This is a genomic window from Nocardiopsis sp. CA-288880 (assembly GCF_050955985.1).
GTDB classification, from domain to species: Bacteria; Actinomycetota; Actinomycetes; order Streptosporangiales; family Streptosporangiaceae; genus Nocardiopsis; species Nocardiopsis tropica.
On the sequence record NZ_CP192105.1, the window covers coordinates 1,930,165 to 1,948,488 of the forward strand.

Here is an 18,324-nt window from a genome sequence, read left to right on the forward strand (position 1 = left end):
GAAGTCGGGCACAACGTACTTTCGCGCTGGGAAGCCCCTGAATATCCCCTCAGGGGTGCGGGTTCAGTGGGTGCGCGCGGTCGCCGCCACCACCAGGGCGCGCAGCGGCTCGCGGGCGTCCGCGTCCAGCTCGGGGCTGTCCAGGGCGGCCACGGCCTGTCCGGCGTACTCCTCGACGAGGTCCTCGCAGGCGCGCAGCGCGCCCGAGCCCTCGATCAGCCCGCACATCCACTCGACCGCGTCCACCGACAGGTCCGGGTCGCCCAGCAGGGAGGCGAAGCGCTCGCCGTCGGCGGCCCCGGTGCGGGCCAGCGTCTCGGCGACGATGAGTGTGCGCTTGCCCTCCCGCAGGTCGTCGCCGGCGGGCTTGCCCGTGGTGGACGGGTCGCCGAACACGCCGAGGACGTCGTCGCGCAGCTGGAAGGCCACGCCCAGCGGGAGGCCGTAGTCCGTGTAGACCCCCGCCAGCTCCTCGTACCGGCCCGCCAGGGCCGCACCCAGGTGCAGGGGGCGCTCCACCGTGTACTTGGCCGACTTGTACCGCATCACGCGCAGGGCGGCCTCGCGGGTGCTCGTGCTGCGCACCTGCTCCAGGGTGTCCAGGTACTGCCCGGCCATCACCTCCGTGCGCATCGCGTCGAAGGGGCGCCGCCCCTCCCGCAGCACCTCCGGCGGGAACCCGCTGGCCTGGTACATCTCGTCCGACCAGACCAGGCACAGGTCGCCGATGAGGATCGCCGCCCCCCGGCCGAACCCGTCGCCGTCGCCGCTCCACCCCTGGTCGGCGTGCAGCCCGGCCAGCCGCTTGTGGGTGGCGGGCAGACCGCGGCGGGTGTCGCTGTTGTCGATCACGTCGTCGTGGATGAGCGCGCACGCCTGGAGGTACTCCAGGGACGCGGCGGCACGGATCAGCCGCTCGTCGTCGGCGGCGCCCCCGGCGCCCCTCCACCCCCAGTAGCAGAAGGTCGGGCGCAGGCGCTTGCCGCCGGCGAGCATCGCCTCCAGGGCGTCCATGGCGGGTGCCAGCTCCTCGCCGATCCCCAGGACCAGCTCGCGGTGCGCGGCGCCGAATCCGGCCAGCTCGCGGTCCACCGCGGGGCGGGCCGCGAAGACGGACGGGGAGAGTGCGGAAGTGGAAGAAGAGGAAGGGGCCATGTCCTGCACGTTATCGGCTGTTCGGGGCGTCCTCACCCCGGTTCGGCCGACACGCTCCGCCGGGGCGGGCGGGTCCGCCGCCCCACCGGGCGCGCCCCGCGCCGGTCCGCCGGTACACGGTCCCGCACAGTGGGACGCCGATCCCTGTCCGTGAGTGCGCTTCGCCTAAGCTGGTACACATGCTGGCAGCACCGACACGCCCCGTGGCGCCCCGAAGCCCGGCCCCCAGGCCGCGTCATATCCGCGAACTCCTCAACGCGGGCGAGCCGATGTTCTCCTTCGAGTTCTTCCCACCGCGCACGCCCCAGTCGCAGGAGCGGCTGTGGCGCGCGATCCGGGAGATCGAGGCACTCGGCCCGTCCTTCGTCTCGGTCACCTACGGCGCGGGCGGCAGCACGCGCGGGCTGACCGTGGAGACGACCGAACGCATCGCCACCGACACCACGCTGATGCCGGTGGCGCACATGACGCTCGTCGACCACTCCGTCGCCGAGCTGCGCCACCTCATCGGGCGCTTCGCGGACGCCGGCGTGTGCAACATGCTCGCCGTGCGGGGAGACCCCCCCGGCGACCCCGACGGCGAGTGGGTCAGCCACCCCGAGGGCCTGACCTACACCGAGGAGCTCGTCCGACTCCTCAAGGAGAGCGGCGACTTCTGCGTGGGCGTGGCCGCGTTCCCGTACAAGCACCCGCGCTCGGCCGACGTGGAGACCGACACCGACCACTTCGTGCGCAAGTGCGAGGCGGGCGCCGACTACGCCATCACCCAGATGTTCTTCGACCCGGAGGACTACCTGCGGCTGCGCGACCGCGTGGCGGCCCGGGGGTGCGAGGTGCCGATCATCCCCGAGGTGTTCCCCGTGGTCCGCTCGTCCTTCATCCCGCGCTCGGAGAAGCTCTCCGGGGCCCCCTTCCCGCGCGCCCTGGCGGAGCGGTTCGAGTCCTTCGGCGACGACGCCGAGGCGGTGCGGGCCTTCGGCATCGAGCACGCCCAGCGCATGTGCGAGCGCCTGCTCGACGAGGGCGCGCCGGGCATCCACTTCATCACCTCGAACCAGTCCAAGGCCACCAGGCAGATCTTCCGTGAGGTCTCCGGTCGTCGGAGCCCGTCAGGGGCAGACGCGCGGCCATGATCGAGAAGGGCTGGTCCGGGCTGCCCGGGAAGGCGAAGTCCTCCAGCACCTCGGTGAACCCGCACGAGCGGTAGAGGTGGCGCGCCGCCGACGGCCCCGTCCGCGTGGACAGGACGGCGGTGCGCTCACCGCGCCCCTCGCACAGGGCGTGGAGCACGGCCCGTCCCACGCCCTGGTTCTGCGCCTCGGGGTGGACGTGCACCTCGGCGATCTCCAGGGGGTCGGCGAGGTAGCGGCGCGCCTGGCGCGCCCGCCCGCCGGCGTGCAGCCCCTCGGTGACCATGTCGTGCCACCACTGGCCGCGCACGCCGTGGAAGCCGTAGGCGAAGCCGACGGGGCGCCCCTCGCGGAGCGCGACCACGGCGCGGAAGCCCGGGTAGTAGGCGTGGCCGTTCATGACGGCCGCGCGGCCGGGCAGCTGCTCGGGCGGCGGGCGCATGGCGGCCTCGTACACCCGGAGCAGCGCGGGAACGGCGTGCGTGAAGGCGGGCGGCGCCAGTTCACGCAACTCGGTATCGGCTACCACAGCCCGATTTTAGGGCACGGGGCGCCGACGCGCCCTCGGCGCGGGGGACCTTGACGGGTCGGGCGGGCTGGGGTTAACTGGGTTCTATCGAACAGGCGTTCGATTAACTTCCGCCGGGTCCGCCCGGCGGAGTGCGGCGCGGCCGGGTTGGGGAGGGGAAGCCCCACGCCCGGCCGCGCCGTTGCGCCGGCCCCGGACACGACGAGAACCGGCGCCCCGCGGGGTGCCGGTTCTCGTCGAGCGGGTGCGACCTTCGTGTGTTCCCCGGTCCCTAGAAGGCGTCGACCGCGCGGCGCGCCTCGGGGTCGAGGACCCCCCAGTTGATCAGCTCCTCGGTCAGGTCGCCGGGCGACTTGTCGTAGATGACCGCGAGTGAACGCAGGTCCTCCTGGCGGATGGACAGCACGCGCCCGTTGTAGTCGCCGCGCTGGCTCTGGATGGTGGCGACGTAGCGGGAGAGCGGTCCCGCCTTCTCCTGCGGCAGCTGCTGCATGCGCTCCAGGTCGATCACCAGCTTGGGTGTCGGGCCCAGAGGCGTCGGCGCGGCGCCGCCCGGCAGCAGCTCCGACATGGGGACCCCGTAGAAGTCGGCCAGCTCGGCCAGCTTCTGGACGGTGACGGCGCGGTCGCCGCGCTCGTAGGAGCCGACCACGACGGCCTTCCAGCGTCCGTGGGACTTCTCTTCCACCCCGTGCAGGGACAGGCCCTGCTGGGTGCGGATGGCGCGCAGTCGCGCACCGAGGGACTTGGCGTATTCGGATGGCATGTTCTTGTCGCTCCCGGCCGTGACGGTGGCTGGCGTGGTGGGGGGACGTCCGCTCGTACTCGGCGAGCCGCCTGTGCGGCTCAGCGGATGGTCACGGGGTGCAACCCCACCCGGTAGTGGTTACAGACAGTGACGGTAGGGGGGTCTGCCCCCCAGGTCAAGCCGTTGGTGTGAAACGCGACTAATCGGTGGCCAAACCGTGCGTAAGTGAGACTCCTCTCATGTCCGGATGGTTCGGGACGAGAGGGGCGTCGCGCTGGTCCACAAAGCCCGTTTCTACAGGGAATTTCACCTTTCAACCATTCTGTGGTCGTATCCACTGCGTGGCGATATGGCTACTCCTGGGCGATGAGAGTCCCCTCAATGGTGTGACCAGAGTCACACTGGCCGTTTCCGACCTCGGACCGCCCCTCGGGTGGCCCGATCGTCGCTGGTAGCGTGGGGCCGATCGACATCCTTTAAGGACCTGTTCTGTGAGGCAGGGAAGGGGTCACTACTTTGCGTGTCCAAAAGCCGACGAAAGGTGATGCCGAAGGCGTCGCCGAACCGTCGCCCGAGGTGCCCGACGGCACCCGCGCCGTCCTCGACGGCAACGAGATCAACCGGGCGCTGACCCGCATCGCCCACGAGGTGCTCGAACGCACCAAGGGCGGCGGGGACGTCACCCTCCTGGGCATCCCCTCCCGCGGTGTCCCGCTCGCCCGGCGCCTGGCGCAGCGCATCGGACGCGTCGAGGACCTCGCCGTCCCCGTCGGCTCCCTCGACATCACGATGTACCGCGACGACCTCAGATCGGCCCCCGTGCGCGCCCTCGGCAGGACCGAGATCCCCGGCGGCGGACTCGACGACCGCGTCGTCGTCCTCGTGGACGACGTGCTCTTCTCCGGCCGCACCGTGCGCGCCGCCCTCGACGCCCTCGGCGACCTGGGCCGGCCCCGCGCCGTCCAGCTCGCCGTGCTCGTGGACCGGGGCCACCGCGAACTGCCCATCCGCGCCGACTACGTGGGCAAGAACCTGCCCACCTCCCTGCGCGAGAACGTCACCGTGCGCCTGGAGGAGACCGACGGACACGACGCGGTCCTGCTCGGCCCCTCGCGGCCCCCGTCCGGCGCCTCCCGACCCGGGGCCCCCGGCCCCCGTCCCGGCTCCACCGAGGGGAACGCATGATGCGCCACCTGCTCTCCACCGGAGACCTCAGCAGGGACGAGGCCACCCTCGTCCTGGACACCGCGGCCGAACTCGCCCAGGTCGGCGACCGCTCCGTCAAGAAGCTCCCGACCCTGCGCGGCCGCACCGTGGTCAACCTCTTCTACGAGGACTCCACGCGCACCCGCACCTCCTTCGAGCTCGCCGCCAAGCGCCTGTCCGCCGACGTCATCAACTTCTCGGCCAAGGGCTCCAGCGTCTCCAAGGGCGAGAGCCTCAAGGACACCGCGCTGACCCTCCAGGCCATGGGGGCCGACGCCGTCGTCATCCGGCACAGCGCCTCGGGGGCCGCCCACCGCCTCGCCACCTGGGTGGACGGCTCCGTCCTCAACGCGGGCGACGGCACCCACGAGCACCCCACCCAGGCACTGCTCGACGCGTACACGATGCGCGAGCGGCTGGGGCGCCTGGACGGCCTCAGGGTGGCCGTCGTCGGCGACATCCTGCACAGCCGCGTCGCGCGCTCCAACGTCCTGCTGCTCACCACCCTGGGGGCCCACGTCACCCTGGTCGCGCCGCCCACCCTGCTGCCGGTCTCGGTGGACACCTGGACGTGCGAGGTCTCCTACGACCTCGACGACGTCCTGCCCAAGTCCGACGTCGTGATGATGCTCCGCGTGCAGGCCGAGCGCATGCGCGACTCGTTCTTCCCCTCCGTGCGCGAGTACAGCCGCAACTACGGCCTCGACGGCGCGCGCCTGGCCCGGATGCCCGAGCACGCCATCGTCATGCACCCCGGACCGATGGTCCGCGGCATGGAGATCGCGGCCGAGGTCGCCGACTCGCCCCGGTGCACCGTCACCGCGCAGGTCGCCAACGGCGTCAGCCTGCGCATGGCCGTGCTCTACCTGCTGCTCGGCGGCTCCTAGCCCGCGCCCTCCCCGGGAGACGCCGCCCCGTCCCGCGGCCGGCGCCCCCGGGGCCGGCACCCGCCGGCGCCCGAGCCGGCCCCGCGCGGTGAGCGCCCTCCCGCCGGCGCCCGCGCGAACCACGCCTCCACCCGAGAACACGAGGAAGTCACCACCGCCATGCCCGACACCAACGGACCGCACCTGATCCGCGGCGCCCGCCCGCTCGGCGGGGACCCCGTCGACATCCTCATGGCCGACGGCCTGATCACCGCGATCGGCCCGGACCTGGAGGCCCCCGAGGGGGCCGAGACCGTCGACGCGACCGGACTGGTCGCCCTGCCCGGACTGGTGGACCTGCACACCCACCTGCGCGAGCCCGGCCGCGAGGACGCCGAGACCGTCGCGTCCGGCTCCCGCTCCGCCGCGGCCGGCGGCTACACCGCCGTCCACGCCATGGCCAACACCGACCCCGTCGCCGACACCGCGGGGGTCGTGGAGCAGGTCTGGCGCCTGGGCCGCGAGGCCGGCTACTGCGACGTGCGCCCGGTCGGCGCCGTCACCGTGGGCCTGGCGGGGGAGCAGCTCGCCGAGATCGGCGCGATGGCCGAGTCCGCCGCCCGGGTGCGCGTCTTCTCCGACGACGGCATCTGCGTCTCCGACGCCCTGCTCATGCGCAGGGCCCTGGAGTACGTCAAGGCCTTCGACGGCGTCGTCGCCCAGCACGCCCAGGAGCCCCGCCTCACCCAGGGCGCGCAGATGAACGAGGGCCGCGTCTCCGACCGGCTCGGCCTGCCCGGCTGGCCCGCCGTCGCGGAGGAGGCGATCATCGCCCGCGACTGCCTGCTCGCCCAGCACGTCGGCTCGCGCCTGCACGTGTGCCACGTCTCCACCAAGGGCTCGGTCGACATCATCCGCTGGGCCAAGGCCCGCGGCTGCGACGTGACCGCGGAGGTCACCCCCCACCACCTGCTCCTCACCGACGAGCTGGTGGAGAGCTACGATCCGATCTACAAGGTCAACCCGCCCCTGCGCACGGCCGAGGACGTGGAGGCACTGCGCGAGGGCCTGGCCGACGGGACCATCGACATCGTGGCCACCGACCACGCCCCGCACCCGAGGGAGGCGAAGGAGACCGAGTGGTCCACCGCCGCGATGGGCATGGTCGGTCTGGAGACCGCCCTGGCGGTCGTGCAGAGGACGATGGTCGACACCGGCCTGCTCACCTGGGCCGGGGTCGCCGACCGCATGTCCGCGGCGCCGGCCCGCATCGGCCGCGTCGGGGGGCACGGCCGCGAGCTCGCGGAGGGCGAGCCCGCCAACGTCGTCCTGTACGACCCGGCCGACCCGGTCGCGGTGGACGGTGCGGCCATGGCGACCAAGAGCAGCAACACCCCCTTCCGGGGCATGACCCTGCCGGGCCGGGTCCGCGCCACGTTCCTGCGCGGCACCCCCACCGTCCTGGAAGGCAAGATCAAGTGAACACGGCAGCGACAGCAGCGAACGCCCAGGCCGGTCCTGGTGCGGCAGAGGGGGAGAACGTGTCCGAGGAAACCGGCGGACCGGCGATTCTGGTGCTCGAGGACGGCCGGGTCTTCCGCGGCCGATCCTTCGGCGCCACCGGCGAGACCTTCGGCGAGATCGTCTTCAACACCGGCATGACCGGGTACCAGGAGACGCTCACCGACCCCTCGTACCACCGCCAGATCGTCACGATGACCGCCCCGCACATCGGCAACACCGGCGTCAACGACGACGACCCCGAGTCCGGCCGCATCTGGGTCGCCGGGTACGTCGTCCGCGAGCCCGCGCGCATCACCTCCAACTGGAGGGCCCGCCGGACCCTGGACGAGGAGCTGCGCCGCCAGGGCGTGGTCGGCATCGCCCTCACCGGCACCCGCGCCCTCACCCGCCACCTGCGCGACCGGGGCGCCATGCGCGCAGCCGTCAGCACCGTCGAGACCGACCCGGAGAAGCTGCTCGCCCGCGTCCTGGAGGCGCCCCGCATGGCCGGCGCCGACCTGGCCGCCGAGGTCAGCACGGACGCCGCCTACGAGGTCCTGCCCCCCGAGGGGGTCCCGACCCGGTTCCACGTCGCCGCCGTCGACCTCGGCATCAAGGCCATGACCCCCCAGCGCCTCGCCGAGCGCGGCTGCCGGGTCACCGTCCTGCCCTCCGCGGCCACGGCGGAGGACATCCTCGCCCTGGCCCCGGACGGCGTGTTCTTCAGCAACGGCCCCGGCGACCCCGCCACCGCGGACGGCCCCGTCGACGCCATGCGCGGCGTCCTGGACGCCGGCAAGCCGCTCTTCGGCATCTGCTTCGGCAACCAGATCCTGGGGCGCTCCCTGGGCCTGGGCACCTACAAGCTGCCCTTCGGCCACCGCGGCGTCAACCAGCCGGTGATCGACACCCGCACCCGCAAGGTCGCCATCACCAGCCAGAACCACGGCTTCGCCGTGGACGCCCCGCTCGACACCCCCTTCGACACCCCCTACGGCCGGGCCGAGGTCAGCCACATCGGCCTCAACGACCAGGTCGTCGAGGGCCTGCGGCTGCTGGACCGGCCCGTGTTCAGCGTCCAGTTCCACCCGGAGGCCGCCGCGGGCCCCCACGACGCCGCCGAGCTCTTCGACGAGTTCGTCACCCTGATGTCCGACGCCCAGCCCGCTCCGGCTGCCAAGTAGTTAGAGGAACAAGAGCATGCCGCGCCGTAGTGATCTTTCATCCGTCCTCGTGGTCGGCTCCGGCCCGATCGTGATCGGGCAGGCGGCCGAGTTCGACTACTCGGGCACCCAGGCCTGCCGTGTCCTGCGGGCCGAGGGCCTGCGGGTCATCCTGGTCAACTCCAACCCGGCCACGATCATGACCGACCCCGAGATCGCCGACGCCACGTACGTCGAGCCGATCACCACCGAGATGATCGAGAAGATCATCGCCAAGGAGCGCCCCGACGCGCTCCTGCCCACCCTGGGCGGGCAGACCGCGCTCAACGCAGCCGTCTCCCTGCACGAGGCCGGGATCCTGGACAAGTACGGCGTCGAGCTCATCGGCGCCAACATCGACGCCATCCAGTCCGGCGAGGACCGCGAGAGCTTCAAGCGCATCGTCGAGCGGATCGGCGGCGAGTCCGCCCGCTCGCGCATCTGCCACACCCTCCAGGAGTGCCTGGACGCCGCCGAGGCGCTGAACTACCCGGTCGTCGTGCGCCCCTCCTTCACCATGGGCGGCGCGGGCTCCGGCTTCGCGCACAACGAGACCGAGCTGCGCCGCATCGCCGGACAGGGCCTCGCGCTCTCCCCGACCACCGAGGTGCTCCTGGAGGAGTCCATCCTCGGCTGGAAGGAGTACGAGCTGGAGCTCATGCGCGACACCAACGACAACGTCGTGGTGGTCTGCTCCATCGAGAACCTCGACCCCATGGGCGTGCACACCGGCGACTCGATCACCGTCGCCCCCGCCATGACCCTCACCGACCGCGAGTACCAGGAGCTCCGCGACCTGGGCATCGCGGTCATCCGCGAGGTCGGCGTGGACACCGGCGGCTGCAACATCCAGTTCGCCGTCCACCCCACCACCGGCCGGGTCATCGTCATCGAGATGAACCCCCGGGTCTCGCGGTCCTCCGCCCTGGCCTCCAAGGCCACGGGCTTCCCGATCGCCAAGATCGCCGCCAAGCTCGCCGTCGGCTACACCCTCGACGAGATCCCCAACGACATCACCAAGGAGACCCCGGCCAGCTTCGAGCCCACGCTCGACTACGTGGTCGTCAAGGTGCCGCGGTTCGCCTTCGAGAAGTTCCCCGGGGCCGACCCCACCCTCACCACCACGATGAAGTCGGTGGGCGAGGCCATGGCCATCGGCCGGTCCTTCCCCGAAGCCCTCCAGAAGGCCATGCGCTCGCTGGAGAAGGCCGGGGTGGGGCTGACCTGGGCGGGCAGCCCCGGTGACAAGGACGAGCTCCTCCGCAGGGCCGCCGTCCCCACCGAGCACCGGCTGCGCCAGGTCCAGCAGGCCTTCCGCGCCGGGGCCACCGTCGAGGAGCTCCACGAGTCCACGAGGATCGACCCGTGGTTCCTGGACCAGATGCTCCGGCTGGAGGAGGCGGCGCGCGTCCTCGCCGAGGCGCCCAAGCTCGACGCCGACCTGCTCCGCGAGGCCAAGGGCCTCGGCTTCTCCGACGTCCAGATCGGCGAGATCACCGGCCGGAGCGAGGACGTCGTCCGCGAACTCCGCCACGCCCTCGGCATCCACCCCGTCTACCTGACCGTGGACACCTGCGCCGCCGAGTTCGCCGCCCGGACGCCGTACCTGTACTCCAGCTACGACGAGGAGACCGAGGTCCCCGACGGGGACAAGCCCAAGATCATCATCCTGGGCTCGGGTCCCAACCGCATCGGCCAGGGCGTCGAGTTCGACTACTCCTGCGTCCACGCCTCCTTCGCCCTCTCCGAGGCCGGGTACGAGACCGTGATGGTCAACTGCAACCCCGAGACCGTCTCCACCGACTACGACACCAGCGACCGGCTCTACTTCGAGCCGCTCACCCTGGAGGACGTGCTGGAGGTCGTCCGCGCCGAGCAGCTCAGCGGCACGGTCGCCGGGGTCATCGTCCAGCTGGGCGGCCAGACCCCCCTCGGGCTGGCCCGCCGGCTCAAGGAGAACGGGGTGCCCATCATCGGCACCAGCCCCGAGGCCATCGACCTGGCCGAGGACCGCGGCGAGTTCGGCAAGGTCCTCGCCGAGGCGGGGCTGCCCGCCCCCAAGTACGGCACCGCCTACTCCTTCGCCGAGGCCAAGGCCGCGGCGGACGAGATCGGCTACCCCGTCATGGTCCGCCCCTCCTACGTGCTGGGCGGCCGGGGCATGGAGATCGTCTACAGCGAGACGATGCTCGCCGACTACATCCAGCGCAACGCCCAGGTCAGCCCCGAGCACCCGGTGCTCATCGACCGCTTCCTGGACGACGCGATCGAGATCGACGTGGACGCGATCTACGACGGCACCGACCTGTACCTGGGCGGGGTCATGGAGCACATCGAGGAGGCCGGCATCCACTCCGGCGACTCGGCCTGCACCCTGCCCTCGATCACCCTGGGACAGGAGGACATCGAGCGCATCCGCTACTCCACCGAGGCGATCGCCCGCGGCACCGGCGTGCGCGGCCTCATCAACGTCCAGTACGCGCTGGCCTCGGGCGTGCTCAACGTGCTGGAGGCCAACCCGCGCGCCTCCCGCACCGTGCCGTTCGTGTCCAAGGCGACCGCGGTGCCGCTCGCCAAGGCCGCCGCCCGCGTCATGGCGGGCACGTCCATCGCGGACCTGCGCGCCGAGGGCATGCTGCCCGCCACCGGCGACGGGGGCGACCTGCCCGCCGACGCCCCGGTGTCGGTCAAGGAGGCCGTGCTGCCGTTCAACCGGTTCATCGACAAGGAGGGCGAGGGGGTCGACACCATCCTCGGCCCCGAGATGCGCTCCACGGGCGAGGTCATGGGCCTGGACGTCGAGTTCGGCGCCGCCTACGCCAAGTCCCAGCTGGCCGTGAACGGCTCCCTGCCCACCCGGGGCAAGGTGTTCGTCTCCGTGGCCAACCGCGACAAGCGCTCGATGATCTTCCCGGTCAAGCGGCTCGCCGACCTGGGCTTCGAGATCCTCGCGACCGAGGGCACCGCCGTGGTGCTGCGCCGCAACGGCGTGCGCGCCACCGTCGTGCGCAAGCACAGCGCGGGCCCCGGCCCCAACGGGGAGCGCACGATCGTGCAGCTCATCCACGAGGGCGGGGTGGACCTCATCGTCAACACCCCGTTCGGCAGCGCCGGCCAGGCCGGGCCGCGTCTGGACGGGTACGAGATCCGCACCGCCGCGGTGGTGCGCGGCGTGCCCAGCGTCACCACCGTGCAGGGGCTGGCCGCGGCCGTCCAGGCCATCGAGGCGCGCGTGCGCGGCGACGTCGGGGTGCGCTCCCTCCAGGAGCACGCCAGGGCGCTCGGCGCCGACCGGGAGTAGCCGGGGCCTCCCCGTCCGGGGCCCGGACGGGACAGGGTGTGAGGAGCGCCACGGGGCGGTCCGGACACCGGCGGCGCGTGTCCCCCGATCCGCCGGGTGCGGGGCGGGGGAGGCGGCCGCGGCGCCGTCCCCCCGGGGCGGCGCCGGTGCGCTGAGCGGGGCGCGCCCACCGAACGGCCTAGGCTGTAGGGACAGGGCTGCCCCGCCTCCGGGCGGGGTCCCGGCAGTAGAGTGCGGGCGCCGCGGGGACACCGCGGCGCCCGCGCGCCCGAGGCGAGAGAGGCTTCCCCGAGACCATGAGCGACAACGGACCGGTGCAGGTCAGGTGCCCCGTGCTGAACGTGCGCAGGGTGGACGCCTACTACGCCATCACCGTCGTCGCCCCGGGGATCGCCGAGCGGTTCCGTTCGGGCCAGTTCGTCTCGGTGGCGGTCGGCGGCGACCACTCCAGCACCCTGCTGCGCCGTCCCTTCGCCATCCACGACGTCAAGCCCGACTACGGCGGCACCGTCGAGTTCCTGTTCTCCGTGCGCGGCACCGGCACCGCCTGGCTGTCCGAGCGGAGGTCGCGCGACCTGCTGGACGTGGTCGGCCCCCTGGGCCGGCCGTTCCCGCTGCCGCGCGAACCCGTCAACTGCGTGCTCGTGGGCGGCGGTTCCGGCAGCGCGCCGCTGTTCCCGCTCGCCCAGTCGCTGCGCAGGCGCGGGTGCCGGGTCGACTTCGTGCTCGGCGCGGCCTCCGCCGACCGGGTGTTCAGCGCGATCACCGCCCGCCGCATCGCCGAGACCGCCGCCTTCACCACCGACGACGGCTCGTTCGGCACCAGGGGCCGGGTCACCGACGTCCTGGGCCGCGTGATCGAGGAGTGCCGGTCCGACGCGGTGTACGCCTGCGGCCCGATGCCCATGCTCCGCGCCGTCACCGCGGTGGCGGGCGGCCACGGGGTCCCCGTCCAGGTGGCGGTGGAGGAGACCATGGCCTGCGGCACGGGGATCTGCATGACCTGCGTGATCCCCGTGGTGGGGGAGGACGGCATCACCCGCATGGTGCGCTCCTGCGTGGACGGCCCGGTGTTCCGCGGCGAGCAGGTGCGCTTCGACGACGTGGGGACCATCCCCTTCGACGCCCTGGGCGCCCCGGGGTGGAAGGGCTCCAGCGCCGCCCGCGCCGCCGAGTCGGCGCGCGACATCGCCTGACCCGGGCGGCGACACACACACGACCGAGTGAAGGCACGTGAACGCAGACCTCAGGACCCGGGTGGGCGGCATGGACCTGCCCAACCCCGTGGTGACCGCCGCCGGGTGCGCCGGCTCCGGCCGTGAACTGTCCCAGTTCTTCGACATCGCGTCGATCGGCGCCGTGACGACCAAGTCGGTGATGCTGGAGCCCCACGCGGGGCGTCCGGCGCCGCGCATGGCCGAGACGCCCAGCGGCATGCTGAGCACGACGGGCATGCAGGGCCCCGGGGTGGACGTGTTCCTCCAGCGGGACCTGCCCTGGCTGCTGGCCCGCGGCGGCCGGGCCATCGTCTCCATCGCCGGGGCGGGGGTGGGCGAGTTCGGCGAGCTGGCCAGGCGGATCTCGGCGGCCGAGGGCGTCAGCGCCATCGAGGTGAACCTGTCCTGTCCCGACCCGGCCGACCCGTCGGGGCGCCACTTCGCCGACGACGCCTCCCACGCGGCGGCGGTGGTGCGGACGGTGCGCTCCCACGCCCGCTCGGACCTGCCGGTGCTGGCCAAGCTGGCCGCCGACGTCCCCGACGTGGTGGAGCTGGCCTCGGCGTGCGTGGAGGCGCGCGCGGACGGCCTGTCCATGATCAACACCGTGCGCGGCATGGCGGTGGACACCCGCACCCTGCGGCCCGCGGTGGCCGGGGGGATGGGCGGGCTGTCCGGCCCGGCGATCCGGCCGCTCGCCGTGGGGTGCGTCTACCGCGTGCACGAGGCGCTTCCCGGGGTGCCCATCATCGGGATGGGCGGCGTCCGCACGGGCGCCGACGTCCTGGAGTTCATGGCGGCCGGGGCGAGCGCCGTGGCGGTCGGCACGACCAACTTCTCCGACCCGTCCGCCTGCAGCCGCGTGCTCCGGGAGTTCGCCGAGGCGCTGGAGGCGCGGGGCTTCGCCAGGGCCTCGGACGTGGTGGGAGCGGCCCACCGGCAGGGGGCCGGGGCGTGACAGGTCGGGCACACGGCGCACAAGGGCCCTGACCGGCCTGAACGGCGTTGAGATGGCTCTGTGCGACCAAACAGGCGCAACCTGGCGCAAGGGGGCGATCCCGGGGGAGCGTCGGGCTGCGTCCGTCTGGGCGGCCGTTACGGGGAAGTGATACGGAATGGGCGCATGAAGCGACTCATCCGGGGAATCGCACACCTTGATGGTGTGCACAGGACAGTGGACGTGCATCGGCCGATGCTTCGGTAAGCACATCGGTAAGCACGTGCGGATGTTGCACGCACCGGCACGGAGCCGGTGGCACACGATTGGAGAGACCGACATGACCGCGCCTTCCGCGCCCATCGCCGTCGCGATCGACGCCGGTGACATCGAGACGGCGGCCACCTGGGCCTCGGCCGTCGCACCCCACGTGAGTACGGTCAAGGTGGGGCTGGAGCTGTACCTGCGCTACGGCCCGGAGGTGGTCAGCGCGGTGCGCGGGGCCGGCCGGCTCGGGGTCTTCCTCGACCTCAAGCTCCACGACATCCCGGCCACGGTCGAGGGCGCCGCGCGCAGCGTCGCGTGGCTGCGCCCCTCCTTCCTCACGGTGCACGCCTCCGGAGGGGCGGACATGGTCCGCGCGGCCGCGGAGGCGGCCCCGGACACCAGGATCGCCGCCGTGACCGTGCTCACCTCCATGGACGAGGCGGACCTGGAGCAGGTGGGGCTGCTCGGCCCGGCCCGGGACGCGGTGCGTCGCCTGTCCGCGCTGGCGGTGGGCGCCGGGGCGCGCGCCCTGGTGTGCTCCCCCCGGGAGGTGGCGCTGGTGCGCTCGGAGGTGGGGCCGGACGTCACCCTCATCACGCCGGGAGTGCGTCCGGCGGGGGCGGACAAGGGGGACCAGTCGCGCGTCGCCACCCCGGAGGAGGCCATCGAGGCGGGGGCCGACCTGTTGGTCATCGGCCGCCCCATCACGCGGGCGCCGGACCCCGGCGCGGCGGCGGCCTCCCTCGCGGCCGCCGTGCGGCGGGCCGGGGCCAGGGTCTAGGGGAGGCGGACGGACGGGAGAACGGCGCCGGGAGCACCCTTCGACGGTGTCCCGGGGGAAGGGGCGAGGGGATCGAAGGATCCCGGGGACGAACCGATGAAGCGAGCTCATCACGCGCGGTTATGGATCACTGACGGTCACCAATTAGGTGTGTCCGAAACTCGGAACAGACTGCCTTGAGTGACCCGGGTCACCCCTCTGTGACCTGCGCTGGTGACGCGCTTTATGCTCGGCCCAATCGGGACCAAGGTCCTGTATTTCGTCTCCGACCGCAATTGAATGGTAACTCTACGTAGTTAGTTCGATGAAATAGCCGCTGAAAGGGCACTTTACGTTGCCTAACAGGGGTCAGACCTACTAACTTGCGCAGGCGTCCGCCCTCTACAAACGAGTAGAAATCCGAGGTGACCCGGCGTGGCCCTTCCTCCCCTCACACCTGAACAGCGCACCGCGGCTCTGGAGAAGGCCGCTAAGGCCAGAAAAGAGCGCGCGGAGGTCAAGAACAAGCTGAAGAACGGCGGCATCTCGTTGTCCGAGGTGCTCGCCAACGGCCTCAAGGACGACGTCATCGGCAAGATGAAGGTTTCGGCTCTGCTGGAATCCCTCCCCGGTGTCGGCAAGGTCCGTGCGAAGCAGATCATGGAGCGTCTCAACATCGCCGAGTCGCGCCGTGTCCGCGGTCTGGGGACCAACCAGCGCGCGGCCCTGGAGGCCGAGTTCGGTGACCTCACCAAGTAACACCCGGTAGGAGCAGTACGCAGTACACCGGCCCGTCCGCGTCCCCCACAGTCGCGGCGGAGAGCGCGCCGCGACAGCGGCGGGCTCACGGTGAAGCCACAGCGCGAGCCGCGGTCGGCGGACGGATGGCCCCAGGTCACAACCGTCCGCCGCACCGCGGCTCGGTGGTATAAATGGAGCTTCCCGCGACCGTTCGCGGACACCCCCGCACAGCAGCCGCCCGCACGGCGACGCGCCCGGTCCCGCCAGGTTCCCGGAGCGCGGCCGATGGCCTCCGGCCCCGCGGCGGACAGGCCCCGAAGGGAAGCCCCGAACACACATGCCCGAACGCGCATCCGAGTCCCGTCCGGCCGAGAAGCGGTTGATCGTCCTGTCCGGCCCCTCGGGTGTGGGGAAGAGCACCGTGGTCGCCAACCTGCGGCGCGAGCACCCCGACGTGTGGCTCTCGGTCTCGGCCACCACCCGCGCGCCCCGGCCCGGCGAACAGGACGGCGTCCAGTACCACTTCGTCACCGACGAGGAGTTCGACCGCCTCGTCGCCGAGGACGAGCTCCTGGAGTGGGCCAGGTTCGCGGGCAACCGCTACGGCACCCCGCGCGGCCCCGTCCAGGCCCGCCTGACCGCCGGCGCCCCCGTGCTGCTGGAGATCGAGCTCCAGGGCGCGCGCCAGATCCGCGAGACCATGCCCGAGGCCTACCACGTCTTCCTCGCGCCGCCCTCCTGGGAGGAGCTGGTCCGCCGCCTCACCGGGCGCGGCACCGAGTCCGACGAGGTCATCCGTCGCCGGCTGGAGGTCGCCAAGGTCGAGCTCGCCGCCGAGAAGGAGTTCGACACCACGCTCGTCAACACGTCCGTGCAGGAAGTGTGCGCCGAGCTGCTAGCGTTGATCGACGCGCCCAAGGTGTGATAGCGGCGGGGCCCACGGCCACCGCCGCCCGCGTCCGCCCGCTCCGGGGTTGCGCCCGGAGGCGCCGCGTATCCTCGAACACGTCCCGAACGATCACGTCACGGCTTCCGACGAGCCGGAGACCTTCCCTGGGGGTAAACGAAGTGGCTGGTACCGAGCCCGTCGCCGAAGGCATCACCAATCCGCCCATCGACGACCTGCTGCAGCTCGTCGACAGCAAGTACAGCCTGGTCACCATGGCCTCCAAGCGGGCCCGCCAGATCAACGCCTACTACGCCCAGCTCGGCGAGGGCCTCCTGGAGTACGTCGGCCCGCTGGTCGAGACCCAGGTGCAGGAGAAGTCCCTGTCCATCGCCCTGCGCGAGGTCAAGTCCGGCCTGCTCACCGCCGAGCCCTACGAGGGCACCTGATCCGCCCCTCCGCCGCGGCCGTCCCGTGCCACGGGCCGGCAGGCGCGGCGGAGTCCGGCGCGACCGCAGCGTGCCGCCGGAGCCCGCACACCGCCCTCCACCGCCCCGTCGGGCGCGCGGGGGGCGCGGCCGTCCGCGGGACCGGTGCGCGCCCGCTCGGCCGGGCCTGGTAGAACTCCTTCCTGTGAGTGAGACACAGAGCGTTCCCCGGGTGGTCCTCGGCGTCGGCGGCGGTATCGCCGCCTACAAGGCGTGCGAGCTGCTCCGCCGTCTGACCGAGTCCGGCCACCGTGTCCGGGTCGTGCCCACCGCCGAGGCACTCCGCTTCGTCGGCGAGCCCACCTGGGCGGCCCTGTCCGGGCAGCCCGTCACCACCGGGGTGTGGGACGGGGTCGACGAGGTCCCGCACGTGCGCATCGGGCAGGAGGCCGACCTCGTGTTCGTGGCCCCGGCCACCGCCAACCTCATGGCGAGGGCCGCCGCCGGCCTGGCGGACGACCTCCTCACCAACACCCTGCTCACCGCGCGGTGCCCCGTGGTGTTCGCGCCCGCGATGCACACGGAGATGTGGGAGCACCCCGCCACCCGGGCGAACGTGGCCACCCTGCGCGCGCGGGGCGCCGTCGTCCTCGACCCGGCCGTGGGACGCCTCACCGGCGCCGACAGCGGACGCGGCCGCCTCCCCGAGCCCTCCGAGCTGTTCGAGGCCGCACGGCTGGTCCTGCGCCGCGGAGCCGCCGCCCCCGACCTGGCCGGCCGCCGCGTCGTCGTCTCCGCCGGGGGCACCAGGGAGGCCATCGACCCGGTCCGGTTCCTCGGCAACCACTCCTCCGGCAAGCAGGGGTACGCCCTGGCCCGCACCGCCGCCGCGCGCGGGGCCGACGTCACCCTCGTCGCCGCCAACGTCTCCCTCCCGGACCCGGCCGGGGCCCGTGTCGTGCGGGTGGGTTCGGCCGCCGAGCTCGCCGAGGCGATGGAGGCCGAGAGGCGCGGCGCCGACGCGGTCGTGATGAGCGCGGCCGTCGCCGACTTCCGGCCGGTCAGGAGCGTCGCCTCCAAGATCAAGAAGTCCGGTGCGGCCCCCGGGCCCATCGAGCTGGTCGAGAACCCGGACGTCCTGGCGGGCCTGGTGGCCTCCCGGGCGTCGGAGGCGCCCGGGCAGACCATCGTCGGGTTCGCCGCCGAGACCGACGACGTCGTCGCCAACGGCCGCGCGAAGCTGGAGAGGAAGGGCTGCGACCTCCTCGTGGTCAACCAGGTCGGGGGAGGGCGCGCGTTCGGCACCGAGGACAACCAGGCGGTCGTCCTGGGCGCCGACGGTTCCGTCACGGACATCCCGACCGGGCCCAAGGACGACCTCGCCGACCGCGTGTGGGACCTGGTCGTCGAACGCCTCCCCTGACGGCCTCCGCGGCCCCGGGTCCGCC

16 protein-coding genes are annotated in these 18,324 nt (G+C 72.6%); 13 read left to right on the forward strand and 3 right to left on the reverse strand.

The features are described from left to right. Nucleotides 1-63 precede the first annotated feature (63 nt). Nucleotides 64-1,155: a polyprenyl synthetase family protein gene (locus ACQPYD_RS08480; RefSeq protein ID WP_433700482.1), complete on the reverse strand. Its 1,092-nt coding sequence runs from the start codon at nucleotides 1,153-1,155 to the stop codon at nucleotides 64-66. A gap of 203 nt (nucleotides 1,156-1,358) precedes the next feature. On the opposite strand from ACQPYD_RS08480, the gene metF reads away from it, so the two are divergent. Then, nucleotides 1,359-2,288 carry a methylenetetrahydrofolate reductase [NAD(P)H] gene (gene metF, locus ACQPYD_RS08485; protein ID WP_433701993.1) on the forward strand — a complete coding sequence of 310 codons (930 nt, stop codon included), beginning with the start codon at nucleotides 1,359-1,361 and terminating at the stop codon, nucleotides 2,286-2,288. On the opposite strand, the gene ACQPYD_RS08490 is transcribed toward metF, so the two are convergent. Together ACQPYD_RS08490 and bldD are read right to left on the reverse strand one after the other, a co-directional pair. Beyond that, nucleotides 2,200-2,814: a GNAT family N-acetyltransferase gene (locus ACQPYD_RS08490; protein ID WP_330157733.1), complete on the reverse strand. Its 615-nt coding sequence runs from the start codon at nucleotides 2,812-2,814 to the stop codon at nucleotides 2,200-2,202. The genes metF and ACQPYD_RS08490 overlap by 89 nt on opposite strands. A gap of 271 nt (nucleotides 2,815-3,085) precedes the next feature. Next, nucleotides 3,086-3,580: a transcriptional regulator BldD gene (gene bldD / locus ACQPYD_RS08495; RefSeq protein WP_013154123.1), complete on the reverse strand. Its 495-nt coding sequence runs from the start codon at nucleotides 3,578-3,580 to the stop codon at nucleotides 3,086-3,088. A gap of 558 nt (nucleotides 3,581-4,138) precedes the next feature. On the opposite strand from bldD, the gene pyrR reads away from it, so the two are divergent. From pyrR to coaBC, 12 genes are all read left to right on the forward strand, one after another. Next, a complete protein-coding gene (gene pyrR / locus ACQPYD_RS08500) occupies nucleotides 4,139-4,747 on the forward strand; it encodes a bifunctional pyr operon transcriptional regulator/uracil phosphoribosyltransferase PyrR (RefSeq protein WP_433700483.1) in 609 nt (202 codons plus the stop codon). Next, nucleotides 4,747-5,655, forward strand: coding sequence for an aspartate carbamoyltransferase catalytic subunit (locus tag ACQPYD_RS08505; RefSeq protein WP_267948909.1), 909 nt, complete (start codon nucleotides 4,747-4,749; stop codon nucleotides 5,653-5,655). The genes pyrR and ACQPYD_RS08505 overlap by 1 nt, the downstream gene beginning before the upstream one ends. 159 nt (nucleotides 5,656-5,814) lie before the next feature. Continuing rightward, on the forward strand, nucleotides 5,815-7,116 hold the full coding sequence (locus ACQPYD_RS08510) for a dihydroorotase (protein ID WP_433700484.1): 1,302 nt from the start codon (nucleotides 5,815-5,817) through the stop codon (nucleotides 7,114-7,116). Between the two features lie 59 nt (nucleotides 7,117-7,175). Next, nucleotides 7,176-8,321 carry a glutamine-hydrolyzing carbamoyl-phosphate synthase small subunit gene (gene carA, locus ACQPYD_RS08515; protein ID WP_433700485.1) on the forward strand — a complete coding sequence of 382 codons (1,146 nt, stop codon included), beginning with the start codon at nucleotides 7,176-7,178 and terminating at the stop codon, nucleotides 8,319-8,321. A 16-nt stretch (nucleotides 8,322-8,337) separates the two neighbouring features. Further along, nucleotides 8,338-11,640: a carbamoyl-phosphate synthase large subunit gene (gene carB, locus ACQPYD_RS08520; protein ID WP_433700486.1), complete on the forward strand. Its 3,303-nt coding sequence runs from the start codon at nucleotides 8,338-8,340 to the stop codon at nucleotides 11,638-11,640. A 296-nt stretch (nucleotides 11,641-11,936) separates the two neighbouring features. Then, on the forward strand, nucleotides 11,937-12,836 hold the full coding sequence (locus ACQPYD_RS08525; protein ID WP_433700487.1) for a dihydroorotate dehydrogenase electron transfer subunit: 900 nt from the start codon (nucleotides 11,937-11,939) through the stop codon (nucleotides 12,834-12,836). A gap of 37 nt (nucleotides 12,837-12,873) precedes the next feature. Next, nucleotides 12,874-13,815, forward strand: a complete 942-nt coding sequence (locus ACQPYD_RS08530) for a dihydroorotate dehydrogenase (protein ID WP_433700488.1) — start codon at nucleotides 12,874-12,876, stop codon at nucleotides 13,813-13,815. A gap of 319 nt (nucleotides 13,816-14,134) precedes the next feature. Then, nucleotides 14,135-14,842 carry an orotidine-5'-phosphate decarboxylase gene (gene pyrF / locus ACQPYD_RS08535; protein WP_433700489.1) on the forward strand — a complete coding sequence of 236 codons (708 nt, stop codon included), beginning with the start codon at nucleotides 14,135-14,137 and terminating at the stop codon, nucleotides 14,840-14,842. A gap of 414 nt (nucleotides 14,843-15,256) precedes the next feature. Further along, the gene (gene mihF / locus ACQPYD_RS08540) at nucleotides 15,257-15,580 is read left to right on the forward strand and encodes an integration host factor, actinobacterial type (protein ID WP_267948916.1); all 324 of its coding nucleotides are present in this window, start codon (nucleotides 15,257-15,259) and stop codon (nucleotides 15,578-15,580) included. Between the two features lie 319 nt (nucleotides 15,581-15,899). Next, on the forward strand, nucleotides 15,900-16,487 hold the full coding sequence (gene gmk, locus ACQPYD_RS08545; RefSeq protein WP_433700490.1) for a guanylate kinase: 588 nt from the start codon (nucleotides 15,900-15,902) through the stop codon (nucleotides 16,485-16,487). Nucleotides 16,488-16,630: 143 nt separating this feature from the next. Continuing rightward, nucleotides 16,631-16,897 (forward strand): DNA-directed RNA polymerase subunit omega, encoded by a 267-nt coding sequence (rpoZ, locus tag ACQPYD_RS08550; RefSeq protein ID WP_267948918.1) that lies wholly within the window; start codon nucleotides 16,631-16,633, stop codon nucleotides 16,895-16,897. 211 nt (nucleotides 16,898-17,108) lie between these two features. Further along, on the forward strand, nucleotides 17,109-18,299 hold the full coding sequence (gene coaBC, locus ACQPYD_RS08555) for a bifunctional phosphopantothenoylcysteine decarboxylase/phosphopantothenate--cysteine ligase CoaBC (protein ID WP_433701994.1): 1,191 nt from the start codon (nucleotides 17,109-17,111) through the stop codon (nucleotides 18,297-18,299). Nucleotides 18,300-18,324: the final 25 nt, after the last annotated feature.